19 protein-coding genes are annotated in these 23,431 nt (G+C 57.7%); 4 read left to right on the top strand and 15 right to left on the bottom strand.

Annotated features, from left to right (window positions below; genetic code table 11):
- Positions 1-6: 6 nt before the first annotated feature.
- Genes lpxK through LG290_RS05970 form a run of 3 tightly spaced genes read right to left on the bottom strand, consistent with a single transcriptional unit; the run spans position 7 to position 5,093 of the window.
- Positions 7-1,032, bottom strand: a complete 1,026-nt coding sequence (gene lpxK / locus LG290_RS05980; protein WP_499836641.1) for a tetraacyldisaccharide 4'-kinase — start codon at positions 1,030-1,032, stop codon at positions 7-9.
- Positions 1,029-2,768: a lipid A export permease/ATP-binding protein MsbA gene (gene msbA, locus LG290_RS05975; protein ID WP_499836640.1), complete on the bottom strand. Its 1,740-nt coding sequence runs from the start codon at positions 2,766-2,768 to the stop codon at positions 1,029-1,031. The genes lpxK and msbA overlap by 4 nt, the downstream gene beginning before the upstream one ends.
- 57 nt (positions 2,769-2,825) lie before the next feature.
- Positions 2,826-5,093 (bottom strand): DNA internalization-related competence protein ComEC/Rec2, encoded by a 2,268-nt coding sequence (locus tag LG290_RS05970; RefSeq protein WP_499836639.1) that lies wholly within the window; start codon positions 5,091-5,093, stop codon positions 2,826-2,828.
- 99 nt (positions 5,094-5,192) lie between these two features.
- Here LG290_RS05970 and LG290_RS05965 point away from each other — a divergent pair, with 99 nt between their 5' ends.
- Positions 5,193-5,744, top strand: coding sequence for a DUF2062 domain-containing protein (locus LG290_RS05965; RefSeq protein WP_499836638.1), 552 nt, complete (start codon positions 5,193-5,195; stop codon positions 5,742-5,744).
- Here LG290_RS05965 and LG290_RS05960 read toward each other — a convergent pair.
- Together LG290_RS05960 and LG290_RS05955 are read right to left on the bottom strand one after the other, a co-directional pair.
- Entirely contained in the window at positions 5,741-6,481 is a 741-nt protein-coding gene (locus LG290_RS05960) for an ABC transporter ATP-binding protein (RefSeq protein ID WP_499836637.1), read from the bottom strand. The genes LG290_RS05965 and LG290_RS05960 overlap by 4 nt on opposite strands.
- Positions 6,482-6,488: 7 nt before the next feature.
- Positions 6,489-7,730 carry a lipoprotein-releasing ABC transporter permease subunit gene (locus tag LG290_RS05955; protein ID WP_499836636.1) on the bottom strand — a complete coding sequence of 414 codons (1,242 nt, stop codon included), beginning with the start codon at positions 7,728-7,730 and terminating at the stop codon, positions 6,489-6,491.
- A 192-nt stretch (positions 7,731-7,922) separates the two neighbouring features.
- Here LG290_RS05955 and LG290_RS05950 point away from each other — a divergent pair, with 192 nt between their 5' ends.
- Together LG290_RS05950 and LG290_RS05945 are read left to right on the top strand one after the other, a co-directional pair.
- A complete protein-coding gene (locus tag LG290_RS05950; protein ID WP_499836634.1) occupies positions 7,923-8,978 on the top strand; it encodes an agmatine deiminase family protein in 1,056 nt (351 codons plus the stop codon).
- Between the two features lie 24 nt (positions 8,979-9,002).
- Positions 9,003-9,905 carry a carbon-nitrogen hydrolase gene (locus LG290_RS05945; protein WP_499836633.1) on the top strand — a complete coding sequence of 301 codons (903 nt, stop codon included), beginning with the start codon at positions 9,003-9,005 and terminating at the stop codon, positions 9,903-9,905.
- Between the two features lie 103 nt (positions 9,906-10,008).
- Here the strand turns inward: LG290_RS05945 and LG290_RS05940 are convergent, their stop codons facing one another.
- From LG290_RS05940 to LG290_RS05925, 4 genes are all read right to left on the bottom strand, one after another.
- The gene (locus LG290_RS05940) at positions 10,009-10,965 is read right to left on the bottom strand and encodes a Nudix family hydrolase (protein WP_227842045.1); all 957 of its coding nucleotides are present in this window, start codon (positions 10,963-10,965) and stop codon (positions 10,009-10,011) included.
- A gap of 54 nt (positions 10,966-11,019) precedes the next feature.
- On the bottom strand, positions 11,020-12,249 hold the full coding sequence (gene argJ, locus LG290_RS05935) for a bifunctional glutamate N-acetyltransferase/amino-acid acetyltransferase ArgJ (RefSeq protein WP_499836632.1): 1,230 nt from the start codon (positions 12,247-12,249) through the stop codon (positions 11,020-11,022).
- A gap of 47 nt (positions 12,250-12,296) precedes the next feature.
- A complete protein-coding gene (gene secA / locus LG290_RS05930) occupies positions 12,297-15,041 on the bottom strand; it encodes a preprotein translocase subunit SecA (protein WP_160417035.1) in 2,745 nt (914 codons plus the stop codon).
- Between the two features lie 81 nt (positions 15,042-15,122).
- A complete protein-coding gene (locus LG290_RS05925) occupies positions 15,123-15,482 on the bottom strand; it encodes a hypothetical protein (RefSeq protein WP_160417036.1) in 360 nt (119 codons plus the stop codon).
- Between the two features lie 196 nt (positions 15,483-15,678).
- On the opposite strand from LG290_RS05925, the gene LG290_RS05920 reads away from it, so the two are divergent.
- Positions 15,679-16,146, top strand: a complete 468-nt coding sequence (locus LG290_RS05920; RefSeq protein WP_160417037.1) for a DUF721 domain-containing protein — start codon at positions 15,679-15,681, stop codon at positions 16,144-16,146.
- A gap of 105 nt (positions 16,147-16,251) precedes the next feature.
- Here LG290_RS05920 and lpxC read toward each other — a convergent pair whose 3' ends face one another.
- From lpxC to murC, 6 genes are all read right to left on the bottom strand, one after another.
- Entirely contained in the window at positions 16,252-17,163 is a 912-nt protein-coding gene (lpxC, locus tag LG290_RS05915) for a UDP-3-O-acyl-N-acetylglucosamine deacetylase (RefSeq protein WP_499836631.1), read from the bottom strand.
- Positions 17,164-17,324: 161 nt separating this feature from the next.
- Positions 17,325-18,497: a cell division protein FtsZ gene (gene ftsZ, locus LG290_RS05910; protein ID WP_114487651.1), complete on the bottom strand. Its 1,173-nt coding sequence runs from the start codon at positions 18,495-18,497 to the stop codon at positions 17,325-17,327.
- A 34-nt stretch (positions 18,498-18,531) separates the two neighbouring features.
- A complete protein-coding gene (ftsA, locus tag LG290_RS05905) occupies positions 18,532-19,821 on the bottom strand; it encodes a cell division protein FtsA (RefSeq protein WP_160417039.1) in 1,290 nt (429 codons plus the stop codon).
- A gap of 476 nt (positions 19,822-20,297) precedes the next feature.
- The gene (locus LG290_RS05900) at positions 20,298-21,038 is read right to left on the bottom strand and encodes a cell division protein FtsQ/DivIB (protein ID WP_499836630.1); all 741 of its coding nucleotides are present in this window, start codon (positions 21,036-21,038) and stop codon (positions 20,298-20,300) included.
- On the bottom strand, positions 21,035-21,934 hold the full coding sequence (locus LG290_RS05895) for a D-alanine--D-alanine ligase (protein WP_499837047.1): 900 nt from the start codon (positions 21,932-21,934) through the stop codon (positions 21,035-21,037). The genes LG290_RS05900 and LG290_RS05895 overlap by 4 nt, the downstream gene beginning before the upstream one ends.
- A gap of 41 nt (positions 21,935-21,975) precedes the next feature.
- A complete protein-coding gene (murC, locus tag LG290_RS05890) occupies positions 21,976-23,388 on the bottom strand; it encodes a UDP-N-acetylmuramate--L-alanine ligase (RefSeq protein ID WP_499837046.1) in 1,413 nt (470 codons plus the stop codon).
- Between the last annotated feature and the right edge of the window lie 43 nt (positions 23,389-23,431).

Here is a 23,431-nt window from a genome sequence, read left to right as displayed (position 1 = left end):
TCCAGTTCAGGTAATACTCAGCAGTCGCGCTGCCAGCCAATGTTCAAAATCTGCCGGAAGTACCGCTTCGACTTCCAGCACCCAGGTCTCGGAACCAGCCACATCATGACATTTGACCGCATCCTTGGCGGTAATCACCACCGGCCGCGGCTCACCGAAGTCAAAGTCAGCTGCACTGAAACGGTGATGATCCCCCAACGGGTGCCAACTGCCCTCTATACCCAAGGCTTCCAGAGTAGAGAAAAATCGCTGCGGATTGCCGATGCCGGCAAGCCCATATACTGGCAACTCAAACGGTAACGGTGATAACGGCAGGCGCCTACCATCACTGAGCCTGCGCCAGGCACTCGGCGCCAAACTCATCGTCACAGGCTGGGCACTTGCCTCCAGGGCATTGTCGATCTTGCTACGGCCGGCTTCGCCTTGATTACCGTTAATGATGACCTTGTCCACCCCGGCCAGGCGTGTCACCGGCTCTCGTAATGGACCGGCAGGCAGACATTGTCCATTCCCCAGCCCTCGAGCACCATCGATCACCACCAGCTCGATATCCCGCCCCAACGCCAGATGCTGCAAGCCGTCGTCACTGATAATGATAGTGCAGCCGGCCTCTACCAGGTATTCAGCACCGCGGGCGCGTTGCGGGTCAACCACTACCGGCAGCCCGGTTTGCTGTGCCAGCATCAATGGCTCATCACCACTGTGGCTAACGCAGGTATCGGGGATGACCTCCAGCGGATAGGTGGGCGCCTTGCCACCATAGCCGCGCGAAACGATGCCCGGCTTGTAACCCTGCTCGGTCAACCAACGCCCGAGCCAAGCCACCAGCGGTGACTTGCCGGTACCGCCCAGAGTGATATTGCCGACCACGATCACCGGTACCGGTGCCCGCCATATGGGTTTACGCCCCACCGCATAAGCCTGAGCACGGCGAGCGATAATTTGGCGGTATACAGCGGCCAAGGGGCGCAACGCCACCAGCCAGCGACTCCCCTGATAAGCGGCTTGCAACCAACGCTCGGCCAGATTCACGATACGTCCTGAAACTGCAACTGATGCAACGCCGCATAGGCACCTTGTCTGGCCAACAATTCATGATGCGAGCCTTGTTCGACAATTTTGCCTTGCTCCATCACCACAATGCGATCCGCCCGCTCAATCGTTGACAGGCGATGGGCGATCACCAGGGTAGTACGCCCCCGACAAACCTGTTCCAGCGCCTTTTGAATATAGCGCTCCGACTCGGTGTCCAGCGCTGAAGTGGCCTCGTCAAGAATCAGGATCGGGGCATCCTTGAAAATCGCCCGAGCGATAGCTAGCCGTTGGCGTTGTCCGCCGGAAAGCATGACGCCGTTTTCCCCTACGATTGTCGCGTAGCCCTGCGGCAGCTGTTCGATGAATTCGTCGGCATAAGCGGCACGTGCCGCTGTTTCAATGGCGGCTGGATCGGGATTTTCCACACCGTAGGCAATGTTGTCGGCGACCGAGGCATTGAACAAGGTAACCTGCTGGGACACCAAGGCGATCTGCCGGCGCAATGGCCCCAGGCGATAGCGGTTCAATGCGACACCATCCAGGTAGATATCGCCCTGGCTGGGCCGATAAAAGCGCGGCAGCAAACTCACCAAGGTGGACTTGCCACTGCCGGAACGTCCGACGATGGCGATCATCTCCCCCGATTTCACTTCAAGGTCGATGTGATTGAGCACCTCGGGTTTCTCTTCGGCATAACGAAAGCCGACGTCCTTGAGCACCAGGTTTCCTTGCAGCCGCTCAACGACGTAATCGCCCTCGTCCTGCTCCGGCATTATGCCTAGCAGACCGAACAACTCGTCCGCCGCGGCAATCCCCTTCTGGATTTCGCTGTTGACTTCGGTGAGCTGACGTATCGGTTTGGCCATCAGGGCGGCAGCGGTAATGAACGCTACGAACTCTCCCGGCGTCATGTTATCCAGCAAGCTCGGTGCCATTGCCACCCACACCAGCAGGGCCAAAGATAGCGCGACCAGTAGCTGGATGACCGGCGTACTGGTGGCCTTGGTCATGGCCTCTTTCATGCTCTGGCGACGATTTTCTTCACTAACGCGAGCAAAGCGTTGTTTTTCGTAGGCTTCCGCACCATGGGTGCGCACCACCCGATATCCCGAAAGGGCTTCGGAAGCCACATGCGTCACATCGCCCATGGTGTGCTGGATGCGCCGGGAAATACGCCGAAAGCGCTTGCTGGCGTACCTGACCACGCCACCGATAAGCGGGGTTACCGCCACGAACAACAGCGTCAACATCCAGTTCGTCCAGAGCAGATACGCCAGCAACCCCAGGACGAACAACCCTTCGCGCAATATGATGGTGACGGCCTTGGTCGCGGCACCGGCCACCTGCTCCACATGATAGGTAACTCTTGAAACCAGATGACCGCTGGAATGCTGGTCGAAGAAATCGCCGGGCAGATGCAACAAGTGGTCGAAAACATTGCAACGCAGCGCATGAATCACATGCCGCGCCACCGAGGTCATGAAATAGGTACCCAGGAAGGTGCCCAGGCCCCGCGCAGCGAACATCCCTATCACGAACAGCGGCAGGAACAGGCGAAAACCGGCATCGGGATTCTGGATGCCGTCAATCAGGCGCTTCATCATTTCCGCCAGGGCCGTCGAGGAACCGGCATAGATGACGTACCCCACAATGGCCAGCGCAAATGCACGCCAATGCGGCTTCACATAGCTCAGCAGGCGTTTGTAGAGTGTCCAACCAGATTGGTGAGTCACATAGGCTCCCGACATTTGATGTTCATTGCGCGCGATTCTACCTCATGGCGTCTTCCATCAACACCGCCCTGCCCTGCCGGGCACATCGCGCATCGGCGTGACCTCAAGCTTTTCGTCGCCACCCAGCCATACTCGCAAGGCGCCATCCTGCGCAGTACTCCACAGGCAACTCCCCTGATGCCAAAAGCGTCTTACCACCTCATCCACCGGATGTTGGAAGGCATTGTCGCGGCCGGCACTGAACATCACATGCCCGGGCGACACCTCTCGCACGAATTGCACCCCGGAACTTGAGCGGCTGCCATGATGGCCGGCCAGCAGGATATCCACCTTGCCGCCGAGCTTGAGCAAGAAGCGACGTTCGATTGAGGCGGTCACATCGCCGGTGATCAGCAACCGATGCGTACCCACGCTGACTTCCAGCACACAGGAGCGATCATTGGATGAGAAGTCATTGCCTGCCCGAGGCGGCCATAGCAAGCGGTACGTCACACCATCACGCTGCCAGGCTTTTCCTCTCATGCAAGCGTCGGCATCCACATCGATGGTTTCGCCTTGCGGCGCCAGAAAGTCTGCCACTCGATGATCGTCGGACAAGGCGGCAACGCCACCGGCGTGATCGTTATCGGCATGGCTTACGATCACTCTGTCAAAGTGCTGCCCCGGTGGCCACAAGGTGGTAAGCGGCATGAAGCCTGAACGAAATCGCGGGCCAGTATCATACAGCAGGCGATAGCCTGCACTGCGCAGCTCGATCAACTGCCCCTGCCCCACGTCATGCACGGTGACACGCAGCTGCCCTTCAGGCCAAGGAGACGGGCTGTGCAACGGCACCAGCATCACCAGAGCAGCACTGACGCCCAGCCGCAACCAGGACGGTAACCCGGGCAAGCCCCAGCACAGTGCCAGCAAGGCCAGCCCCCATGCCAGCAGCGTGACTGTTTCATGAGAGGGCACCCATAACGGTAATAGATAAGTTGCCAGGGAAAGCCAGCTGATCAATACCGACAAGCCTTGATCGAACAACCACCAACACAGCTGTCCCAGGCCCGGAATCGGCATCAGCAACCAGCCCAGCAATGCCGTGGGCACCAGCACCATGCTGACCCAGGGCACCGCAATCAAATTGACCAGCGGCGCTGCCGGTGCCAGGCGGGCAAAGGCCAGCAATACCGCAGCAGCCATCAGCGGAGCCAGCAACAGTTGAGTTCGCGTGAGTCCCCATAGCCAGCCTCGAAGCCCACGCGGCCGAGTACGCCCTTGCCAGATCATGATCAGCCAGGCGACGGCAAGAAATGAGAGCCATAACCCTGGGCGCCATAGCGACAAGGGGTCGACCAGCACCACGAGCGCCAATGCCAACCACCAGCCTTGCCACGGCCCTGGTGCATGACGTCCCCTGGCGACCCATAATGCCACTAGCGTCATGACCATGGCACGCATGGCGGGCGGCGCCATGCCCGCCAGCAGGGCATAGCTTACCGCAGCGAATGCCGCCAACCACCAGGGCCAGGCCTGCATGCGCCAGCGAAGTGGCGATATCATGCGGGCCGCACCCCGCCCCAACAACAGCACGAAGGCTGCAACCAAGCCGACATGCAAGCCTGAAACCACCACAAGATGCGTGGTGCCGCTGGCATTGAGCAGTGCCCAGTCGGCGGTGTTCAAGCGCTCGCTTTCGCCCAAGGTCAAGGCAGCCAGCCAGCGACGCGTGCGCTCCGGCAAGGGTTGAGCATCGAGATACTGCAGGGCGTAGCGACGTAAAGAGAAAGAGGCGGTTTCAAGGCGTTGTGGCGCTGGTTCGGCACGTAGATAGCCGGTGGCCTGTATGCCCTCGCGCCGAAGCCAGTCGGCATAATCGAAGGTATGGGGGTTGCGAAACCCTCGAGGTGGGCGCAAACGCACCGTCATGCGCCAGCGTTCTCCCGCCCGGATCTCGGGCATGGCATAGGCGCTGACCCTGATCTTGCGCAAGTGCTCGCAACCGGGTCGTTCGGCGGGTGCCTGGCAGTGTTCGACGGCCAGCAATAGTCGAGAATGCCGGGGTTGCGGCGTGACCGCCAATATCCGAGCGTCAACCATCAGGCTCTCGCCACTTAGCCCAGCTGCCAAGGTACCCGCACGCTGAGATTGAACGCTCACGAACACCAATCCTGCGATAACCAGTATCCACCCGCTACGCGGGCGCCAAGCAACCACACCCAATGCCGCACCCCCTAAAGCGGTGACAAGTGCCGGCGGTGCCCAATAGGCATTGCCCCATGAAGCTAGCCAGCTGCCTACCAAAACCGCCAGCGCGAGGGGCAACGCCAATCCAATATACATATGCCCTCCCTGGCATCCTGGCTAGGTTAAATCCCATCCATGGCGGTTGCCCTACCTTATATGGATAATGGCTCCCACCACCCTACGCGAGTAACTGACATGCCGCGCCGGTTCCTGCAGCGCTACATGCCCCGACCCGACACGCTCAGCCGCCAACGTTCGCTGCGCTTCATGGCGCCGTTGATTGCCGATCCAGCGCTTTGGGTGCTCTCGCGACGCAGCGTGGCCAATGCATTCAGCGTCGGGTTGTTCTGCGCAATGCTGCCCATTCCCTTCCAGATGGTGGTGGCCGCATTGGGTGCAAGGTGGAGTCGCTGCAATCTGGCACTTTCCGTGGGGCTGGTATGGATCACCAACCCCCTGACCATGCCGCTGATTTTTTTCGGCAACTATCGTCTGGGAGCCTGGTTACTCGATACTCCGCCGCGAGAGGCGCCCAGTCGTGTATCGACTCAATGGATTGCCGAGCAGATGGCCGACATCATGCCTGCACTCCTGCTGGGTTCGGTAGCCACCGCCCTGCTATTGGCCGTGGCCGCCAACGTCAGCATACGCCTGATCTGGCGCTGGCATGTCACGCAGCATTGGAAACGTCGCCGGCTGAAGCGCCAGCAACGTCGAGCGTGCATCGAATCGGAATTCGACGATTAACCGATTTCTTCCACCAGCTTTCCACCATCGAGCTTGAGCACTCGATCCTGATGCGCCGCCAAGCTGACGTCATGGGTGACGATCACGAAAGCACAGGCACTTTCACGGGCCAACTCGTCCATCATCGCCAGAATACTTGACGCTGTGGTCTGATCCAGGTTGCCGGTAGGCTCATCCATAAGCATTAGGCTCGGGTCGGTGACCAAGGCACGGGCAATTGCTACACGTTGACGCTCACCGCCGGAAAGCTCACCCGGCTTGTGCTCGGCGCGCGCCTGCATCCCCACTCGTTCGAGTATTGCCATGGCGCGCTTTTCGGCGTCTTTTTTACGCAGGCCTCGCACAATCAACGGCAAGGCGGCATTTTCCACAGCGGTAAACTCCGCCAGCAGATGGTGAAACTGATAGACGAAACCGATATAGCGATTGCGAAAACGGCCTAAAGCCGCCTCCTTCAGTTTGTCCAAGGGTTCACCGCCAATCATCACACGACCGGCGCTGGGCCGATCAAGGCCGCCCAGCAAATTAAGCAGCGTGGTCTTGCCCGAACCGGAGCTTCCCACAATGGCGACACGCTCGCCGGCGTGCACTTGAAGATCAAGCCCATCCAGCACGGTAATATCCTGAGGCCCTTCATGGTAGATACGCGTCAAACCCTGGCAGTCCAGCATGATGCCCGGCTGACTGGAAGCACTTGGCGCAGCGGCCGTCGGCGTGGCGGTAGTTGGCTGAGTCATGGAACCCTCACTCATAGCGCAGAACATCGGCCGGCTGAACACGTGCTGCGCGCCAGGCCGGATACAGGGTGGAAAGGAAGGTCAGGCCAAAGGCCGCCAACACGATATCGCGGACATCCGCCCAGTGCAGGCGTGACGGCAGATCACTGATGAAATACACGCCGGCATCCAGGAACTGAATACCCAAGGTACTTTCCACCCAGCCGATCAAATCGGAAATCGTCCACGCCAGAACCACCCCCAGCGTCACTCCCACCGCAATGCCGATCACCCCGATCGCCAGACCTTGGACAATGAAAATACCCATGATCGAACGCGGTGTGGCCCCGATGGTGCGTAAAATGGCGATATCAGCGCGTTTATCGGTCACCACCATCACCAAGGTGGAAACGATATTGAAGGCGGCGACGGCAATGATCACGGTCAACAGTAACGCAATCATGCGCTTTTCCATCTGGATGGCCTGGAAGAGGTTGCCATGGGAAAACGTCCAGTCGCTGCCGCGGTAGTTGGGTCCCAGCTCATTGATAATGGCTCGGGTTACGCTACCGGCAGCGAACAGATCATCCAGCTCCAGGCGCACCCCATCCACCGCATCGCCCATACGCGCAAGCGTCTGCATGTCTTCGAGATGGGCATAGGCCAGGTTGGCGTCCAGCTCCGCTCCCACGCTGAAAATGCCGCTCACGGTAAAGCGTTTGAGGCGTGGAAAGACGCCGGCGGGTGTGATCGACGCCTCAGGAACCAACAAGGTCACTCTATCACCGACACCCACCCCCAGGTTGCGGGCCAGCATGGCGCCCAGCACCACATTCCATTCTCCCGGCACCAGGTCGCTCAAATCACCTTCAAGCATGTGCTGACCGATGATCGAGACCTGATCCTCCCAGTCGGGATGGATGCCGTAGGCCATGACGCCTTCATTGCGACCCCCCATCGAGAACATGCCCTGCTGTTCGATAAAGGGGGCAGCGCCGATCACCCGCTCACGCTGTACCAGACGCTCGGCAAGCGATTCCCACTCGACCAGGCCGTCGCGGGCTTCTATCTTGGCATGCGGTACCATCCCCAGAATGCGGGTACGCAGTTCATGGTCGAAGCCGTTCATGACCGACAACACCAGTATCAATACCGCCACGCCCAGCATCAAACCCAGCATGGACGTCAGGGAAATAAACGAAATAAAATGGTTCCGGCGTTCGGCTCGCACATAGCGCAACCCAACCAGAAAAGGTAAACGATCAAGCATGGAGGTCATTCCTTGTCAACGAGCGGTCATGGTACGTTTTTTTGATATGGCCTGCATGAGAAATAGCGAGAGTTGGCGGGGGATTTACTTGCAACTCACCGGCACAGCACATACATTGCGCCGGTTTTCGATCCCTGCCTGGCGCGAGGGTTCCCTGATCGCCGGACGGCGTTTTCCTGAGTACGGAACATCATGACCTATCGCTTGCTTCCCGAATGGCACCCGCAAGACGGCGTGCAACTCACCTGGCCACGCCCCGACGGCGACTGGGCCACGCTATTGGCCCGTATCGAAGCGACACTGGAACGCATGACGCTGGCGATCAGCCGCAAGCAGAAAGTGCTGATAAGTGCTCCCGATGACGCCACCCGCCAGCGCCTGGAAAAAACCTTTGAGGCTTATTGCATACCGGCCGAGCGCCTGCAACTCGTCGTGGCCGAAACCGACGACACTTGGGCGCGGGATCACGGCCCTTTGGCGGTCGCTCATGAGGATGGCCTGCTGCTGCTGGATTACACCTTTACCGGCTGGGGCGGCAAGTTTCCCGCCGAGCATGACAACCGCCTGACCGGGCAACTGGCCAAGGCGGGTGTATTCGCCTGCCCAGTGGAGCGACGCGAGCTGATCCTTGAAGGCGGCGCTCTGGAAACCGATGGTCAGGGCACCCTCTTGACGACCGAGGCCTGTCTGCTCAACCCCAACCGTAACCCGCAACTCGACCGCGCCGCCATCGAAGCCAGGCTTGGTCGGGAATTGGGGATTCAGCGTGTTCTATGGCTGAGCCATGGGCATCTGGAAGGCGATGATACCGACAGTCACGTGGATACCTTGGCACGTTTTTGCGACCCGACAACCATCGCCTATGTGCAATGCGACGACCCCGATGATGCCCATTATCCGGCGTTAAAAGCCATGGAAGCCGAATTACAGGCTTTTCGTCAGGTCGATGGCAAGCCTTACCGCCTGATTCCCCTGCCTTGGCCCCAGGCATGTTTCGACCCTGAGGATGGCCATCGCCTACCCGCCACCTATGCCAACTTCCTGATCATCAATGGCGCCGTTCTGGTGCCCACCTATGCCGACCCGGCCGACTTCGCGGCCCTCAAGGCATTGGCCCCGGCATTTCCCGAGCGTGACATCATTCCGATCGACTGCACTAGCGTCATCCGTCAGCATGGCAGCCTGCATTGCCTGACCATGCAACTCCCTCAAGGAACGTTGGTCGAAGGCCCGCTCCCTCTTACCTGAGATTGCCCACCAAGGAGTTCATTCATGGCGAAAACACTCAACGTCGGCCTGGTTCAGCAACCTGCTTGGCCGGACAAGGCTAAAAGCCTGGCGAAAAGTGAAGCGGGCATCCGTGAGCTTGCCGCCCAAGGCGCCGAGCTTGTACTGCTGCAGGAACTACACACAACGCATTATTTCTGCCAGTACGAAGATCCCGCCTTGTTTGACCTGGCCGAGCCCCTGGATGGCCCTTCCGGGCAATTCTTGGCACGTCTGGCCCAGGAGCTGAATATCGTTCTAGTGGGGTCGCTGTTCGAGCGCCGTGCGGCTGGGCTGTATCACAACACCGCCGTGGTCTACGACCGTGACCGGGGGCGTGTCGGGCATTATCGCAAGATGCACATCCCCGACGATCCGGGCTTTTACGAAAAATTCTATTTTACGCCGGGCGATGTGGATGCCGCACGTCATCAAGGTTTCACCCCTATCGACACCTCTGTGGGGCGCTTAGGGGTACTGGTGTGCTGGGACCAATGGTACCCGGAAGCCGCCCGCTTGATGGCCCTCGCCGGTGCCGAGCTGCTGCTTTATCCAACCGCCATCGGCTGGAGCCCGAGCGACGACACGGCAGAGAAACACCGCCAGAAAGACGCCTGGACATTGATCCAACGCTCTCATGCGGTGGCTAACGGGGTGCCCGTGGTGGTCGCCAACCGTACCGGCCATGAGCGCGACCAATCAGCGGTCGGAGAAGGGATAGATTTCTGGGGAGGCAGCTTCATCAGCGGCCCCCAGGGGGAGCTGTTGGCGCATGCCGGAGAAGGGCCGGAACGCCTGTTAGTCGAAGTCGACCTGGCGCGCAGTGAAGAAGTCCGGCGCATCTGGCCGTACCTGAGAGACCGGCGCGTGGATGCTTATGCGGACCTGAGCCGACGCTACCGCGATTAAGCCATTTCAGGCAAAAAAGCTCCGCGAAAAACCGCTCCGAGAAAAACAAAACACCCCGCCAGCGTTGCTGGCGGGGTGTTTGCGTGTCGCTTACTTCCAGAAGCTACTTCCAAAAGTCACGAATCGAGGCAATACCCTGGGCGCCAACGGCGCGAGCGTGGTGAGCATCGAAGCGCGTCATGCCGCCGAGAGCGAACACCGGCATACCGGCGCGTTCGACCAGCTGCTGGAAATCGTGCCAACCCATGGGAGCCACTTCCGGGTGGGAAGGTGTCGTACGCAACGGCGAAAGCGTGACGAAATTGCTACCCAACACCACCGCTTGACGCAATTGCTCACGATCATGTGTCGAAGCAGCGAGCAATTTATCGTCGGCAATCGGGCGACGCTCCAGTGACATCAAACGCTCACTGGTGAGGTGAATGCCGTCAGCATCCACGTCGTCGAGCAGATCAGGTTCGCCATTGAGCAACAAGCGCGCCTCGTAGGCCTTGCACAACGCAAGCGCGCGTTCCGCTCGCGCCAGGTAAGCCTCTCGACTTAAATGCTTGTCGCGCAACTGCACCAGGCGTACCTGGTCCTCCCGCAGGGCTCGCTCCAGACGCTTGTCGAACAGCGCCTCATCATCCTCCTCCGCGGTGATCAGGTATTCGGTGGGCAGCTTGACGGCCTGGAGAATCGGCAAGTTGGCGGCGGGAAATGGATAGTTGGCCAACTCATGCATGGCCACCCAGCGTACTGCCTGGCCTTCGCGACCGAAAGGCTCTCCGGAGAACTCATGTACCTGCCATACATCCAGCAGGATATGCTTATCCGGATATTCATGGTGTACACGGATCAGTGGCTGAGCGCGAACGATCTCCACACCTAACTCTTCATGTAGCTCCCGCTTCAGTCCTTCCAGCCCGGTTTCATAGGGCGCCAGCTTGCCACCGGGAAATTCCCATAACCCGCCATGGTCGACACTGGAAGGACGGCGAGCGATAAGCACCTGTTTTTTATCGGCGCTAACAATTGCGGCTGCTGCTACGTGTACCCGTCGTTTTACCATTGCATTCATTCTGTGTTGTCCACTTTTTAACGTAAACCTGGACGGCCTCACCGCCGAAGCAGGTCAGCTACGGTAATCGGCATTGATTGAAACATAGTCATGCGAGAGGTCCGAGGTCCACACCGTGGCGGCCTCTTCCCCACGCCCCAGGCCGATATGAATGGTGATTTCATCCCGGGCCATCACCTCGCTGCCCGCCGCCTCGGTGTAGCCCTCGGCACGACCGCCATTTTCCACCAGATGGACGTTACCCAGATTGATCACCACTCGGCTGACATCGAAATTGCTGACCTCGGCCCGACCTACCGCCGCCAGAATGCGCCCCCAGTTGGCATCACTGGCGTATAGCGCCGTTTTGACCAGCGGCGAATGAGCCACGGTAAACGCAACCTCCAGCGCTTCTTCGCGGCTGGCCGCATTAGTTACCTGCAGGGTCACGAATTTGGTCGCGCCTTCGGCGTCACGGATGATCGCCTGGGCAAGCTCGGTCATCACTCGCTGCAGGGCGTTGCGAAAGACGGCCACCTGTTCCTCGGTGACCACCGCGGCGCCGGTGCCCGTGGCCACCAGCAGGCAGGCATCGTTGGTGGAGGTGTCGCTATCCACCGTGATGCAATTGAACGAGCGATCGACGGCTTCTTTAAGCAATTGCTCAAGCAAAGGCCGCTCGATGGCCGCGTCGGTCACCACAAAGCCCAGCATGGTGGCCATGTTCGGCTTGATCATGCCCGAGCCTTTGGTAATGCCGTTGATGGTTACCTGATGTTCACCGATAGCCACTGTCTGGCTTGCCCCTTTGGGGCGCGTATCGGTGGTCAGTATTCCCTCGCCGGCCAACTGCCAGGCTGCGCCGGCACTATCACAGGCATCCAGCGCCGCCGGCAACCCCGCCAGTAGGCGCTCCATGGGCAACGGCTCCCCGATCACACCAGTGGAAAACGGCAACACACTTTCGCTGGCCACACCGGCTAGGCGGGCAAGTTCGGCACAGCTAGCGCGGGCATCGCATAACCCAGTCTCACCGGTGCCGGCATTGGCATTGCCGGTATTGATCAACAGGTAGCGTGGTGCCTTGCTCGTGGCTTGGCAAGCAGCAAGGTGTTCACGCGCCACCGTGACCGGGGCCGCACAAAAGGCGTTGCGCGTGAAGACAGCGGCCACCTTGGCGTTATCCGGTAGTTCAATGACCACCAGATCGCGCCGTCCGGCTTTCTTGATACCCGCCATTGTGGTCCCCAGGCGCACCCCTTGCAGGGGTGGCATATCGGGAAAATCAGCGTTACCCACAGCCATGAACGTTTCTCCTCAAGATTTGGCAGCTCGGCTTATAACGCCGTCAATCAGCTCAACTTACCGCAACACTGCTTATATTTTTTACCGGAACCGCACACACAGGGGTCATTTCGCCCCACTTTGGGACCTTCACGGCGCACAGGACGCGCATCAACCCCCGCCGTTTCACGCGCAGGCTGTGCTTCGCCACTCTCTTGAGTGGCGTTCGGGTCGTCGTGGCGGCTATCGGCGGTCGCCTGTTCGCGTGCCAACGCCTCACGGCGCTGGCGCTCAATAGCTTCGACCTCTTCCGGCTGGCGCACTTGCACATGGCTGAGGATACGCGTGATATCCACCTTGATGTTGGTCAGCAAATGTTGAAACAGTTCAAAGGATTCGCGCTTGTATTCCTGCTTGGGGTTCTTCTGGGCGTAGCCGCGCAGATGGATCCCGCGACGCAAGTGATCCATCGACTGCAGGTGTTCCTTCCAGCGCGTATCCAGCACTTGCAACATGACCTGCTTTTCGAAGCGGCGAATCAGCGTTTCACCCGCCGAATCGATTTTGGCCTGATACGCTTCACGGTGCATGGTTTGCAAGCGCTCACGCAGCTGCTCTTCGTGGAAACGGTCATCCTCTTTCGCCCACTCCACTACCGGCGCATCCAGGTTAAATTCACTCTTGAGATAGGCTTCGAGCCCGGCTAGATCCCACTGCTCGGCCAGACTCTGCGGCGGCACGAAATCGCTGATGGCAGCTTCCATGACTTCTTCACGGATGCCCTTCACGGCTTCGGAAACATCGTCGGAAGCGAGGATTTCGTTGCGCTGTTCGTAGATGACACGGCGCTGGTCGTTGGCCACATCATCGTATTCCAGCAATTGCTTGCGAATATCGAAGTTACGTCCTTCGACTTTCTTTTGCGCCCGCTCCACCGCGTTGGAGACCATTTTATGTTCGATGGCTTCACCGCGCTCAAGGCCCATCGCCTGCATCAAGCGCTTGACGCGATCCGAGCCGAACAGCCGCATCAGGCTATCTTCCAGCGACAGGAAAAAGCGTGTCGAGCCTGGATCACCCTGACGCCCGGCACGGCCGCGCAACTGGTTATCGATACGCCGTGATTCATGGCGTTCCGAACCCACCACGTGCAAGCCGCCCGCCGCCAATACTGCCTCATGGCGCGCCTGCCATTCAGCCTTGAGCGAGTCGATTTGTGCCTGGGTGGGGTTGTCCAGTTTGGCAACTTCAGCTTCCCAGTTACCCCCGAGCACGATATCCGTACCACGGCCGGCCATGTTGGTGGCAATGGTCACCGCGCCCGGCCGACCGGCCTGGGCAATAATTTCGGCTTCGCTCTGGTGCTGTTTGGCGTTGAGCACATTGAACGGAATACCCGCTTCTTTCATCAAACGAGCCAGGTATTCAGAGGTCTCGATGGACGCAGTACCCACCAGAACCGGGCGACCCCCTTCGGTTTCGGTCTTTACATCCTTTATGATGGCTTCGTACTTTTCTTCAGCGCTCAAGAACACGAGATCATTGAGGTCTTTACGCGTCAGCGGCCGGTTGGTGGGAATGACGATCACATCCAGACCGTAGATCTGACGAAACTCGAACGCTTCGGTATCCGCCGTCCCGGTCATACCGGCCAGTTTTTCGTAAAGCCGGAAGTAATTCTGGAAGGTGGTGGAAGCCAGTGTCTGGCTTTCGCGCTGGACGGTGACGCCTTCCTTGGCCTCCACTGCCTGGTGCAAGCCTTCGGACCAACGACGTCCCGGCATGCTGCGGCCGGTATGTTCATCGACGATCACCACCTGACCTTCAGTGACTATGTAGTCCACATCACGATGATAAAGATGACGGGCACGCAGTGCGGAATGGATGTGCTGCAACAAGTTCAGGTTCTGAGCGGCATAAAGCGACTCGTCTTCGCCGAGTAACTTCTCGGCGCGCATCAAGTCTTCTACCTTGTTGTGGCCTTCCTCGGTGAGCTCGACCTGCTTCTGCTTTTCATCCAGCAGAAAGTCGCCCACCACGGTTGGCTCGTCGCCTTCTATTTCCTCGCCTTTTTCCAGTTCCAGCGCTAGCCGGTCAGCCACCTTGTAAAGCTCGGTGTTCTCATCCACGGCACCGGAAATGATCAAGGGGGTGCGCGCTTCATCGATCAGAATGGAATCCACTTCATCGACAATGGCATAATGCAGGCCACGCTGAACCTTGTCTTCCAGGGAAAACGCCATGTTGTCGCGCAGATAATCGAAGCCGAATTCGTTATTGGTGCCGTAGGTAATATCGCACCGATAAGCATGGCGCTTTTCATCACCGTTCTGGCCGGAAAAGATAACGCCGATCGAGAGCCCCAGGAACTCGTACAGGGGACGCATCCATTCAGCATCACGCCGGGCCAGGTAGTCGTTTACGGTCACTACATGCACGCCTTTTCCGGGCAATGCATTGAGATATACCGCCAATGTGGCCACCAGGGTCTTGCCTTCCCCGGTTTTCATCTCTGCAATACGTCCCTTGTTCAGGGTCATGCCACCGATCATCTGCACATCGAAGTGACGCATTCCCATCACACGTTTACTGGCTTCACGTACGATGGCAAAGGCAGCCGGAAGCAACGAATCCAGTGGTTCGCCATTATCCAATCGTTTGCGCAGCTCCCCCGTCCTGGCCTGCAAGTCGGCATCGCTCAGTGCTTCGAGTTCAGCTTCCAGAACGTTGATATGATGCACGCTCTTGTGCATGCGTTTAACTTCACGATCGTTCTTGGAGCCGACCACTTTGCGTAATAAATTATTAATCATGAACTATCCAGTAAATCACGTATGTCCGTCCCAGGCATGGCCCGAGACCCTCGTATGTCGTAGTCACTTTGCCGAATGGCATCAGGTCGAGACAGGAGGACCGCGTTGTGTCAACACATCATGAGCGGCGGGCATGGGCAATTTCATGCCGAGGCCGAAGGCCGGCGGAAGCCGCACAGCCAGTACGGGAAGGATACGCAACACACGGGAGCGAGGATGCGCCTTGCGACGTTTGGCAAACCAATGCGAACGAGCCCGCAAGATAGCCGGCATCCAAAAACATACCGAGACCACGCGTTCACCAATACGCAAGGTGTCGGTTTGGCCAAGCCCCGCAGGCAGTAAACAGCTAACCAGTAGGCCGGCCAACCACCACCGGGCAACCCCATGGCGACGTTGGCGCCTCGGTGCGGCAGCCGGCAAGACAGAAGGCAACGACATGCTGTGGACTGGCTCCTGAGCGTGTTAGGCTCTTGCGCTGAATGAATACCGGTGCGACGCTACACGCCGAACCGAAGCAATCTGAATCCGAAAGAACTATCTCGAAGAACTATCTCTGAAAGCAGATCCTATAAAAAAATTCAGGAAAATACCTCGGAGAACACAAGATGAGGGAGTTTCCTCAGGAATCAAGGCCATGAGTATAAAGGTTAAGCGCTCACGCGCCCAGCCCATCTCCCGACTCCTGAACGAACCAGGCGGGCTGGGCCACTTGATGCGCCAGTCGCGCCTGATTGATCTGGCCCAGCGCCATTTACGTGCCCACCTGCCCGAGGAAATGCGGGAATATGTCTTCGTAGGGGGGTATAGCCAAGGGCGCTTGACCGTGATTACCAACCGTGCCGTCTGGCTGACTTGGCTACGTTTCGAACAATCTCGCCTGATTTCCCTGCTTCATCAACTGCCGGGCTTCGAATCGATCACCGGCCTGACCCTCAAGGTACGCCCTGTTCGCCCGCCGAAAGCGCCTGTTCGCAACACCCGCACACTTTCCGATACAGCAGGCGATACTTTGGTGCGCTGTGCCGATGATGTGGCCGACCCTGGGCTGAAAGACGCATTGCAACGACTTGCGAGCCACGCAACATCCTCCCGGACACCATGACTCCGCCATAGCATAGATTCGACCACCACCTTGAATGTCACATAGCAAAAGGCACCGCGAAAGTCGCAGTGCCTTTAAACGTCATGTGTAAAACAAGTCGCTATCTTATGCCATCGCCGGCGCTGAATAGGAAATTGGAGCGATGGCTTTTTCCTCTTCAAACGTAACGATTTCATAGGCATCCGGTTGCGCCAACAATTCACGGCACAACTGGTTATTCAATGCATGGCCTGATTTCACGCCGCGGAATTCGCCGATCAGACTATACCCCAACTGGTAGAGATCGCCGATGGCATCCAGCACCTTGTGTTTGACGAACTCATCTTCGTAGCGCAACCCACCTTCATTCACGATGCGATAATCATCGATCACGATGGCATTGTCCAGGCTTCCGCCGAGCGCCAGGTTATTGGCGCGCAGAAACTCAAGGTCGCGCATGAAACCAAAAGTGCGTGCTCGCGCGACTTCCTTGACAAAGGAGGTCGTGGAGAAATCGATCAACGCTGTCTGCTTCTGCTGATCGAATACAGGATGATCAAAATCAATCGCGAACGACACTTTGAATCCATGATGAGGCAGGAACGTGGCTTCCTTGTCATCCGCCTGGACCGTCACCTTACGCTTGATACGGATGAATTTTTTAGGTGCGTCCTGCTCCAGGATACCCGCGGACTGAATCAGGAATACAAAAGGACTGGCGCTACCATCCATGATCGGGACTTCAGGTGCACTAACATCGACATAAGCATTATCGATACCCAAACCGGCAAATGCCGACATCAGGTGCTCCACGGTTGCCACCTTGACCCCCTCAAGCGATAGAGCCGTGCACAATGTGGTGTCTTCGACCAGTGCGGCCCGTGCCGGCACTTCAACGACAGGGTCGAGATCGGTCCTGACGAAAACGATACCGGTATTGACCGGAGCAGGGCGCAGCGCCAGATGAACCTTCTTTCCGGAGTGCAGCCCCACTCCAGTGGCGCGGATGACATTTTGCAGGGTGCGTTGTCTGATCATGGGCGATACCCGGACTCTGGTGACGGTGACGAAATGGACATAAAAACGGAAAATCAACTTAACGAACAGTGTTCACTTTAACAGCAAACGAGCATTTCCACAAAAGAAACGCCCGTTTGCTATTGCAATATACTGCTTGGCAAGGATCAATTTTACTCAGATCAATCCGCTTGACGGCGTAAAAACGCCGGAATGTCCAGATAGTCGTCCGCCTCACTGGCTCGCCGCTTTTCCGGGCGCGGCTTTGCCGGCTCTTTCGCCTCTGCACGTGCCGTGGCCTGCTGACGCATTACGGTAGGCTGCTGCAGCTTGCGATAATCCGATGAATCGGCAGCGGTACGCCGGACAGGCTCACGCGCTGTTTTCTTGGTCTGCTGACCATCCAATCCAGCTGCCACGACGGTAACGCGCAGTTCGTCGGACATTTCCATGTCGATGGAAGTACCCACAACGATAGTGGCTTCCTGCGAAGCAAATTCTTGCACCGTCGCACCGACATCATTGAATTCGCCAATCGACAAGTCTGGGCCGGCAGTGATATTGACCAGGATGCCTCGAGCACCGTGCAGATCGATATCTTCCAACAATGGGCTGCGAATGGCCTTTTCTGCCGCTTCACGGGCACGATTTTCACCGGTCGCACCGCCTGTTCCCATCATCGCCATGCCCATTTCCGACATGACCGTGCGAACGTCGGCAAAGTCGACGTTGATGATACCCGGGCTGGTGATCAGCTCGGCGATGCCTTGGACGGCACCCAGCAATACATCGTTGGCAGCACTAAAGGCGGTCAACAGGGTTGCGTTCTTGCCCAATACCGACAGTAACTTTTCGTTGGGAATCGTGATCAAGGAGTCGACATGCTCGGAGAGCTCTTTCATGCCCTCTTCCGCTGCACGCATGCGCTTCGGTCCTTCAAACGGGAAAGGCCGGGTCACAACGGCAACCGTCAGAATACCCAGTTCCTTGGCTACCTGAGCTACCACCGGCGCACCACCGGTTCCTGTGCCGCCGCCCATACCGGCTGTGATAAACACCATGTCGGCACCGCTCAAGAGTTCGGCAATGCGATCACGGTCTTCCATCGCGGCTTGGCGCCCCACGTCGGGATTTGCTCCGGCGCCAAGCCCTTTGGTTATCTCACTGCCCAACTGCAGCACAGTCTTGGCGGAAACACGCTTAAGGGCTTGAGCATCTGTATTGAAGCAAATGAACTCCACACCCTCAATATTGCTTTCCACCATATGATTGACAGCATTACCACCGCCACCGCCAACACCCACTACCTTGATGACCGCACTGCTCGAGGGTGCGTTATCTATCAATTCGAACATAAGCCCCGTCTCCTGAACCGCGCTTGCGGTCCTGTCAGAAATTTCCTTTGAACCAGCCTTTGACTCTTGCCAGCGCCGTATTGCCATTCTTGTCATCGCGCCGAGAGACGTCATGACGCCCCGTTGATGCCGAGCTTACTCCCACTTGGCTTTGCCGACTATGCTCATTAGGCCCTTCTTTAAGAGCATAATGCAGTAAACCCACGCCCGTGGCATAAATCGGGTTACGCACCACATCGGCAAGCCCTTTCACATTCTGCGGTGACGCAATACGCACCGGCATGTGGAAGATTTCTTCGGCAAGCTCGCTGACACCTTCCATCCGCGATGTTCCGCCGGTCAATACGACACCTGCGGCTACCATATCTTCGTAACCACTACGCCTCAGTTCGTCACGAATTAACGTAAAAAGTTCTTCATAACGCGGTTCGACCACCTCCGCCAACGCTTGACGCGACAAATCCCGCGCCGGTCGATCACCCACACTCGGCACCTTGATCATTTCATCACTAGCAGCAAGTTGTGTCAGAGCGCAGGCGTACTTAACCTTGATTTCTTCAGCGTGCTGAGTCGGTGTACGAAGTGCCATGGCAATATCATTGGTAACTTGGTCCCCCGCAATAGGAATCACCGCCGTATGTCGAATGGCGCCTTCGCTGAACACCGCCATGTCAGTGGTACCGCCCCCGATATCCACCATGCAGACACCCAGTTCGCGCTCATCTTCAGTCAATACCGCCATGCTTGAGGCAAGTTGCTCCAGAATAATCGCATCAACCTCAAGCCCACAGCGCCGTACGCATTTTTCAATATTCTGCACGGCATTCATAGCCGCTGTTACTAGATGCACTTGCGCTTCAAGACGCACCCCCGACATCCCCAGTGGCTCGCGGATTCCGCCTTGTGCATCGATAGAAAATTCTTGAGGCAAGACGTGAAGGACACGCTGACCTTCGGAAATGGCGCGCGCACGTGCGGAATCAATGACACGTTCTATATCCGAAGGAGTGACCTCTCGCTCTTTGATCGCCACCACGCCATCGGAATTCATTGAGCTGATATGACTACCTGCGACCCCGACATATACCGAGTGAATGTCGCAGCCTGCCATTAATTCTGCTTCCTCGACCGCGCGCTGAATCGATTGAACCGTGGACTCGATATTGATAACAACGCCACGTTTCATACCCCGGGAAGGATGCGAACCAATACCGGCAATTTCAATTCCTCCGTCATCGGTTCGTTGGCCGACTATTGCGACGACCTTGGACGTACCAATGTCCAGCCCGACTACCATGTTGGATGCGTTGGGTAAGCCTGCCATGAGTCGGGTATTCTCCTTCTGGTTACTTCAAAATAGTAGTCTTTAGCCCCTGATGCTAACGACAACAAAATATAACAATTTATTTAACACAAGATATTCAACGGCCATTTTTAGCAGCCGTTTTGCACAGCTACCTGCATTGACGAACCACCCAAGGGCAAGGCGGCCAATAACCAGCGACAAATAAGCACAACTTTTATCAATGCAATAATAAACTTGGCCTACAAGATTCACCCAGATTTTGCAACTTGCAAGAGCCATAGTATAGGAACCCAAGACGCTATACGACTAGTTCGGTCTACAATACTGATCCTTCAAGCCAATTAAAACCCTGCGCAGGGCGTTGGCAACTGCTTACTTTTAAGTAAACAGAATTTATGGCTCGAATTTTCGCTTCAATGCATACTTTCTCATTAGCAATACTAAAATTTTTCGCCCACTAAATACTTAAGTCTTTTTAGCGTCTAACGTTCAAATTATCGATCGTTAGACACAGCCTCCTCTGAGGCAGCAATGGAATCAAACTCGCTTTCTCCGTGCCAAGCGACAGCCACCCCGTTAGGATAGCGCAAGTCTATGTAGCGTATCTGGGTAGCCTGACGATGCAGTTCACGCTCCCAGGAAGCCGACAAACGTGCCAGACGCACCTCATGTTGACGACGCCCCAACATTACCCAAACGCGATCATCCATTTGTAAGCGCCACGCGCCACGCGGCTCAAGCCTAAGCTGCGTCAACTTCAATGCCAAAGACTCAAGCCTAGGAACAAGTCGTTGATAATAAACCAACACTTCTTTTCCGCTGCCCGCCGGCCCCGCTAGGTCGGGCAGTTCGGATGGCGCTGTCAAGGGCGCAAACGCAAAGGGCTCACCCTCTGGATTGAGTAGAAAGTCATCGTTCCAGCGTGCCACCGGCTGTTGTTCCACCAGCTCAAATGCCAAGGCATCAGGCCACTCTCGCGACAACCTGACTTCTTGCAGCCAGCCTATCTCAAGCGCTTGCTCGCGCAGCTCCCCCAAGTCTACCGACAACCAGGTCGACCCTTGCACCAAGGGGGCAAGCTGGGTTCGCAGATAATCTGCGCTGACATGCTCCCATTCACCGTGAATGGACACTCGCTCGATCGGGCGATCCAGCCATAGCCACAGCGCCCTGCCGCCAGCCCCTAGCAGCAGACCCAGCAATAACACGCCCCACCAGGCATTACGCCGTGTCATTGTCCGCCCTGCTTCCCGGCTGTCTCGAGTATCCGACAAACCAAGGCATCAAAGTCGATACCAGCGTATGCGGCTGCCTGAGGCACCAGGCTGTGGTCGGTCATACCCGGAACGGTATTAACTTCCAGCAACCAGAAGCGCCCCTGAGCATCGCGCATGACATCCACACGCCCCCATCCTTCCCCGCCGGTAGCGGCATACGCCTCCTGGCAGAGTCTCGCAAGCGCAGCTTCATCGGCTTCATTCAACCCGCAGGGTATGTGGTAACGGGTGGTATTGGAAACGTACTTGGCCTCGTAATCATAGAAGCCGCCAGGTACCTCGACTCGAATCGCCGGCAGCGCTTGATCACCCAGCAGAGCCACTGTGTACTCCTCTCCCTGGATGAAGCGCTCGGCCATCACTCGAGCATCGAAGCGAGCCGCATCCTGATAAGCGGCTTCCAAGGCAGCCTGGCTTTTCACGATACTGATTCCCAAGGTGGAACCTTCGTGTACCGGTTTGACGATCAAGGGCAAGCCCAGCATCTCTACCACTTGGCTCCAATCCGAGTCGGGCTGCAGCATGATGCTTTCCGGAGTAGGCAGGCCGAGTGCTTGCCAAATCTGCTTGGTGCGTTGCTTGTCCATCCCCAGCGCGGAGGCCAGCACACCGCTTCCAGTGTAGGGAATGCCGAGTAATTCCAACGCTCCCTGAAGGGTGCCGTCTTCACCGCCACGGCCATGCAAGGCAATGAAAACCCGTGAAGGCGACAGGGTTTCCAGCCCTCCCAGGCCGCCTTCAACCGGGTCGTAGCCAAAGGCTGAAACCCCTGATCGACGAAGCGCTTCCAGCACTGCGGCACCACTTTTAAGCGACACCTCGCGTTCGGCGGAGCGACCGCCGTAAATCACCATGACGTCGCCCCAGCCTGAATCCTGAGAACGCGATAATTTGCTCACAGAACCACCTCCTCCATCATTAGTTTCGCTTGCGCCAAGCGCTGGGCAATACCTCCTACATCCCCCGCGCCTTGAGTGATAAGAATGTCTCCTGGGCGCAAGATCCGCGCCAATAACGGGGGTAATTCGTTTTTATGTTCCACAAACAAGGGATCCACCTCGCCACGCTGACGAATCGAGCCTGCCAGGGTACGTCCCTCGGCTCCGGGAATCATCGCCTCTCCAGCACTGTATACGTCCAGCAGTACCAAGGTATCCACGCCCGACAACACACGCACGAAATCTTCGTAGAGATCTCGGGTCCGGCTGTAACGATGAGGCTGGTACAGCATGACCAGGCGACGCTCCGGCCAGCCGGCGCGCACCGCCTGGATAATCATGTCCACTTCACGGGGGTGGTGTCCGTAGTCGTCCACCAGCATGACCTCGCCCTCGACACCCGGCAGGGAGAAGTTTCCATGCACCTGAAAGCGCCGGCCGACACCGGCAAAGCCTGCCAATCCCCGCAGGATCGCAACGTCGTTCACGCCGGCATCGGTAGCCACGACAATCGCTGCCATGGCATTCAAGGCGTTATGGCGTCCCGGCATCGCCAAATGCACGTCAAGAGATGCAGCCCCCCCCGGCCGCAGGGCGGTAAATTGCACCTCGCCACCGGCCTGGCGGAAATCAACGATGCGATAATCGGCATCCTCGTCAAAGCCATAGGTAACAAACTGACGCTTGACCTGATCACGAAGACCGCGCACATGGGGGTCATCGATGCATAGCACCGCCAGGCCATAGAAAGGCAGGTTATGCAGAAACTCGATGAAGGTGCTTTTCAAGCGCTCGAAATCACCGCCGTAGGTCGCCATGTGATCGGCATCGATGTTAGTGACGATCGACATCATGGGCTGCAGATGCAGAAAGGAGGCATCCGATTCATCGGCTTCCGCCACCAGGTAATCACCTTCTCCCAAGCGCGCATTGGTCCCGGCACTGGTCAATTTGCCACCGATCACGAAGGTCGGGTCCAATCCACCTTCCGCCAACAAGGTGGCCGTCAGACTAGTCGTGGTGGTCTTTCCATGAGTTCCCGCCACAGCGATACCATGGCGAAAACGCATCAGTTCGGCCAGCATTTCGGCGCGGCGCACTACCGGCACTCGGTGTTCATTGGCCCAACGTATTTCCGGATTGCTCTCATCGATCGCGCTCGACACCACCACCACATCGGCACCGCTGACATGGGTTTCCGCATGCCCGATCATCACGCGAACCGCGCAGTCACGCAGGCGCTGCAATACCGCCGACTCCTTGAGGTCGCTGCCGCTGACGGCATACCCTTGGTTGGCAAGAACTTCGGCGATACCGCACATGCCCGCCCCGCCGATACCCACGAAATGAATGCGGTGGATACGGCGCATTCCCGGCCCCTGGGGTGTGGCGGGAATCGGCCGGGAAAGGGGC

This window comes from Halomonas sediminis (assembly GCF_044871105.1).
Lineage (GTDB): Bacteria > Pseudomonadota > Gammaproteobacteria > Pseudomonadales > Halomonadaceae > Vreelandella > Vreelandella zhuhanensis.
This window is presented reverse-complemented; position numbering and strand designations above follow the sequence as displayed.

Bases quoted from the DNA above. Each gene is read 5' to 3' on its own strand.
- LG290_RS05970 (WP_499836639.1), bottom strand. From the start codon at position 5,093: ATGTATATTGGATTGGCGTTGCCCCTCGCGCTGGCGGTTTTGGTAGGC.
- LG290_RS05920 (WP_160417037.1), top strand. From the start codon at position 15,679: ATGAGTATAAAGGTTAAGCGCTCACGCGCCCAGCCCATCTCCCGACTC.
- LG290_RS05960 (WP_499836637.1), bottom strand. From the start codon at position 6,481: ATGACTCAGCCAACTACCGCCACGCCGACGGCCGCTGCGCCAAGTGCT.
- LG290_RS05945 (WP_499836633.1), top strand. From the start codon at position 9,003: ATGGCGAAAACACTCAACGTCGGCCTGGTTCAGCAACCTGCTTGGCCG.
- lpxC (WP_499836631.1), bottom strand. From the start codon at position 17,163: ATGATCAGACAACGCACCCTGCAAAATGTCATCCGCGCCACTGGAGTG.
- LG290_RS05950 (WP_499836634.1), top strand. From the start codon at position 7,923: ATGACCTATCGCTTGCTTCCCGAATGGCACCCGCAAGACGGCGTGCAA.
- LG290_RS05925 (WP_160417036.1), bottom strand. From the start codon at position 15,482: ATGTCGTTGCCTTCTGTCTTGCCGGCTGCCGCACCGAGGCGCCAACGT.
- LG290_RS05940 (WP_227842045.1), bottom strand. From the start codon at position 10,965: ATGAATGCAATGGTAAAACGACGGGTACACGTAGCAGCAGCCGCAATT.
- ftsA (WP_160417039.1), bottom strand. From the start codon at position 19,821: ATGGCAGGCTTACCCAACGCATCCAACATGGTAGTCGGGCTGGACATT.
- ftsZ (WP_114487651.1), bottom strand. From the start codon at position 18,497: ATGTTCGAATTGATAGATAACGCACCCTCGAGCAGTGCGGTCATCAAG.
- LG290_RS05965 (WP_499836638.1), top strand. From the start codon at position 5,193: ATGCCGCGCCGGTTCCTGCAGCGCTACATGCCCCGACCCGACACGCTC.
- argJ (WP_499836632.1), bottom strand. From the start codon at position 12,249: ATGGCTGTGGGTAACGCTGATTTTCCCGATATGCCACCCCTGCAAGGG.
- murC (WP_499837046.1), bottom strand. From the start codon at position 23,388: ATGCGCCGTATCCACCGCATTCATTTCGTGGGTATCGGCGGGGCGGGC.
- LG290_RS05955 (WP_499836636.1), bottom strand. From the start codon at position 7,730: ATGCTTGATCGTTTACCTTTTCTGGTTGGGTTGCGCTATGTGCGAGCC.
- LG290_RS05895 (WP_499837047.1), bottom strand. From the start codon at position 21,934: ATGGTGATTTACGGCGGTCGCTCCGCCGAACGCGAGGTGTCGCTTAAA.
- secA (WP_160417035.1), bottom strand. From the start codon at position 15,041: ATGATTAATAATTTATTACGCAAAGTGGTCGGCTCCAAGAACGATCGT.
- LG290_RS05900 (WP_499836630.1), bottom strand. From the start codon at position 21,038: ATGACACGGCGTAATGCCTGGTGGGGCGTGTTATTGCTGGGTCTGCTG.